Annotated in this window: 3 protein-coding genes; 2 read left to right on the forward strand and 1 reads right to left on the reverse strand. The window is 52.5% G+C overall.

Annotation, left to right across the window (positions count from 1 at the left end):
* Together PVZ80_RS09180 and PVZ80_RS09185 are read left to right on the forward strand one after the other, a co-directional pair.
* Positions 1 to 2526: hemagglutinin repeat-containing protein (locus tag PVZ80_RS09180; protein WP_273863718.1), on the forward strand; the 2526-nt coding region annotated here is incomplete at its 5' end.
* 4 nt (positions 2527 to 2530) lie between these two features.
* Complete coding sequence (locus tag PVZ80_RS09185) at positions 2531 to 3055, forward strand: hypothetical protein (protein WP_124301233.1); 525 nt, start codon at positions 2531 to 2533, stop codon at positions 3053 to 3055.
* 282 nt (positions 3056 to 3337) lie between these two features.
* On the opposite strand, the gene PVZ80_RS09190 is transcribed toward PVZ80_RS09185, so the two are convergent.
* Entirely contained in the window at positions 3338 to 3649 is a 312-nt protein-coding gene (locus PVZ80_RS09190) for a hypothetical protein (protein ID WP_416068833.1), read from the reverse strand.
* Positions 3650 to 4073 lie beyond the last annotated feature (424 nt).

The raw sequence follows: 4073 nt of genomic DNA on the forward strand, positions 1-4073 counted from the left end.
CAGAACGGCTTCACCCTCGATCTCGGGGCGCAGATGGCAAAAGGCATGGGCACGGGCCACTCGGTCACCCAGGTCAACAGCACGGTGGATACTGGCCTGCTCATGCTGAAAAGCGGTCAGGACACCACCTTGGCGGGGGCGCAGGTACGAGCCGATACCATCAAGGCGGAGGTAGGCGGCAACCTCAATATTGCCTCCCGGCAGGATGAAGCCGATCAGAAAAACCGGCAGACCAGTGGCGGTTTCGGCGCCAGCATCTGTGTTCCGCCGTTCTGCTACGGCTCCATGGTCAGCGCCAGCGGCAATATCGCTGGTAGCAAGATGGACAGCAATTACCAGGCGGTGACTGACCAGACCGGGCTGTATGTAGGTAAAGGGGGATACGACATTTATGTCGGGGCCAATACCCAGCTGCAAGGCGCGGTGATTGCCAGTGAAGCCAGTGCCGACAAGAACCATCTCGACACCGGTCGCCTGATCGTCAGCGACATCAAGAACACCAGCGACATCAAAAGCCAGTCGGCCAGCCTGAGTGCTTCTTACACCAGCACCAAATGGGACAAACCGGGACAGCCGGTGACGCCAGACAGCGAAAGGAAATGGGCGCATTCGGAAACGGGCGGCACTCTGCCGCTAGCCCTCAAGGAGTCCGATCACAGCAGCACTCGCAGTGCTATCAGCGAGGGCACGATCACCGTACGGGATCCGGCTGGCGCCAAGGATCTGGTGGGGTTGAACCGAGATACGGCTAACGCCAACGAGCGCATTGACCGGCCTGACGAGAAAGCTATGCAAGAGCGCATAGACCTCATCCAGAGTTCGGTGCAATTGGCCAGTAGCGCTATCGAGACGGTTGCCAAAGCCAAGACCGCCGCGGCCAATGAACAGGCGAAAAAGGCGACGACCCCTGAGCAGAAAGAGGCTGCCAATGCCGCCTTGGCGGATGCAGCACGCTGGAATGTCGGTGGCGACAAACGAATCATGGCGGATATTGCCTCCGGCTTGATCGCTGCCGGCCTGGGTGGTGCTGGTGGGGCGACGGCTGCAGGCATCGTTGCTAACACGACCGCGAACGACACCTTCAAGAAAATCGGCGACTACGCCGACGGGCAGAAACGCAAAGCCACTGACAGCGCCACGCAAGCCGCCTGGGCTGAGGGAGGTGCCGCCCGCGTACTGCTGCATGTCCTGGCTGGCGCGGCGATGGGATTGTCTAGCGGTAATGCTGGAAGTGGCGCGTTGGGGGCGGGGGCGGCAGCCACATTGATGCCAACCATCGCTGATGCATTGGGTAAAAGTGGGGTTGTCGGGGCCGATCAGGATGCCCTGACTACGTTGATTGCAACAGGCTTGGGCGCCGGAGCTGGTTCGGGTAGCGGAGCAATAGGGGCAATTGCTGGGGGGGGAAATGCGGCTGGGGTGGATGTTTATAACCGGCAGTTGCACGCCCAAGAGATCAATAAGATCAAAGGGTTGGCCGCCGAGTTTGCAAAAGAGCTGGGTATCTCCGTTCAGGAGGCGGAGGCTCGGCTTCTAGCCCAGGCTCAGCAGAATGTCGACAAAAGCTTCGCTACTGAGCATTCGATGGTAGATGCCCGGGCCGCCGACTTCTTGAGAGGTCAGGCCGGGTTCTTCGTCGATGAGAGTGGACGCCAGATGTTGATGTTCGCTCCAGGAAGCAAAGAGGCGTACGAAAACCCAGGCATGTATGGCAATACCTGGAGTCAATTTACGGCTGAACAGCAGGAGATGCTGAATGCCGCTTCCAGCAAAAACCAAGCCCAGAAAGAAAGCGAAATTTGGGATAGCACGAAAAGCACAGCGCTTGGCGGTTTGGGCAAAGGTATCGGTAACTATCCTTCCGATGCAGTGAACGGTCTATCGGATTTTGTGAAGCAGTTCTTCCATCTTGATGGGGTTGGTGATGAAGTGGTTGGCGTGCCCTTTGACTTCAAAAATGAAGTTGAGAGGGACATTGCCAAAGGCACGCAGCAACTGATAGATAATGCTATACAGACAGTGGGTGCTGCGTGGGCTTCTGTTAGAACAGGTGCTTCAAGAGGAACTGGTGGTACTGCGGAGCAAACTGTAAATGGGACCACTCGTGAGATACCAGCTACCTCCGCAAATGCACGGGTAGGTTTGAGAGAGGATTTAGCTGTACAAGCGGGCATCCCAAGGAGTTTGGATAAGGTTTGGGGATCATCAATAGATGATCTTATTCGAGCCTATAAGATGGATGGTGCGACGCTTAGTCCAAGTATCCGCTCAGGGACATCAGGAAGAGCTCAAGCATATACAGTCGAAGGGCATCCAGTAATTTCTGAGATCCAATATCATCCAGGTGGTGGACGGCACAAGTCTGGTGAGTATTATAAATTTACTTATAAGGATGGTACGGAGGTTCGAGTTATTGATCCGGCTTCAGGGTTTAAGTCTGGTACTATTACAAGTTACCAAAAATACTATGATCCAAAAGGTAATAGGCTGAAGTATGAGGCCGGTAAGTGGAGCGCTTGGGAGTGAGGTTGTGGAAGTGAAAAGCCCAGATCTTTATGCGGATTTAGTTCCTGGTATTTCCGGAGCGGGATTTAGACTTGGAGAGTCTCTAGAGGTTGTAGAGGAAAGAATCGGCCCGGTTGAATGGTTTGAAAATGACTGCGATTTGCAAGAAGTTCTTGCTAAGAGCCATGGTTGGGTAGGGGTGGTTTCAAATATAGGGCAGGCAATTGGGCTTGGTATAAAAGAAATTTCTTTCTCATACATGGATGATGTTGTTTCTCTGTTTTTTGAAGAGAAGAAAATCCTCTATAGGATTCTCGTGGGTAAAGGGTATTTGGGGGGAGGGCTAGGAGTTAGGCCCGGAGATAGTGTTTTGGAATTAAGTAGTCTTTATAAAGTTGAGTTTAATTGCGAGGATGATGAGTTTTTTGTTGTTGGGGGGGGAGGGGTTGTAGAAGGGGTAAGTTTTATTACGGACTATAGGGCATCTTTAGAGTATGTGCCTGAGCAAGTCATTCAATATATATCTATACATGATTGGGAGCTTCGATAAATAAGATGCAGGTTTCGAGTTGATCTGAGACTTAAATGTGAAGCTCCCCGTGGTTTTCGCCGAGGGATGTTTTTCAGTCCACCGTAACCACAGTCCACGTAACCTGATTTAGAGCCTGGGCTGGGTGATGGAATAGTTTTTTGTCATTGGTCGGGTAGGAACCGACGATGACTTTCAACCAGTATTTAGTGATGAGTTTCGGTGGCGCATAATCAGTCTTAGCCATGATCTTTTTTTTGGGAGCGTTTTTTAGTTTTTTTATGTTTTCAATAAGTGCCTGGGCTAAATTTTTAACTCTTTGAAAGTTTGGGCGGCGTAACACCGCCCATTGCTATTTAGAGCGAAATTTGCTCTTGCAACCGCCGTCCCGTCACATCCATCACGTAGCAGGATGGTGCAGACCAATGTCAGTTCCTGAAGAACGACTGGCTCTCGATGTGAGGCTTCAGCTATTGAAAAGCTTTCCAGCAATTGTGTTACCGCACGAATGCGGTAAGCCGCGGCGTCGTGCAATACGTCAACGGGTGCTTGGGTGTCGATGAGTAAAGAGGGAATGTTGCAGTCGTGGCCGGTAATGGGCATGTAGCGGTTCATATGTGTAACTCCATTCAGTTGAAAAGAGCTATCACTCAAACGTCGCCAAACGAAAGGTGGCAGCTGTACGCGGGTTGGCGAGCCGGGAATGGAAACCGACAGGCCCGAAGGCCTCCCGCGCACAACTGCCGTAAAGCAGCTTTGCATGCGCAAAAGCTTCTGTAATTAGAAATCTTTTGCACACCATTCACCAGGTCGCCAACCAGGTCGCCATTTGGGCGACTGAACGACTGTAAACCGCACTGTGGTTGGCAGGAATAAGGGGAGTGCACCGCAGGCTGTAGGGTTTTTCTGATTAGTCGAGCGAGATGCATTTGTGAATGAGTGCATCTGCCTTTTTGCTAGTAGCTCAACCTGGCGATCAGCACCTCGCTGACCTCCGAGCAGGTCGCGGCCCTGACCCACGACATCGTCTGGCTCGAAT

The sequence above is a fragment of the Pseudomonas sp. B3G-3 genome, assembly GCF_028640915.1.
Lineage (GTDB): Bacteria > Pseudomonadota > Gammaproteobacteria > Pseudomonadales > Pseudomonadaceae > Aquipseudomonas > Aquipseudomonas chlororaphis_I.

Coding starts and splice junctions, on each gene's coding strand:
- PVZ80_RS09190 (WP_416068833.1), bottom strand. CDS start 3,649: ATGAACCGCTACATGCCCATTACCGGCCACGACTGCAACATTCCCTCT.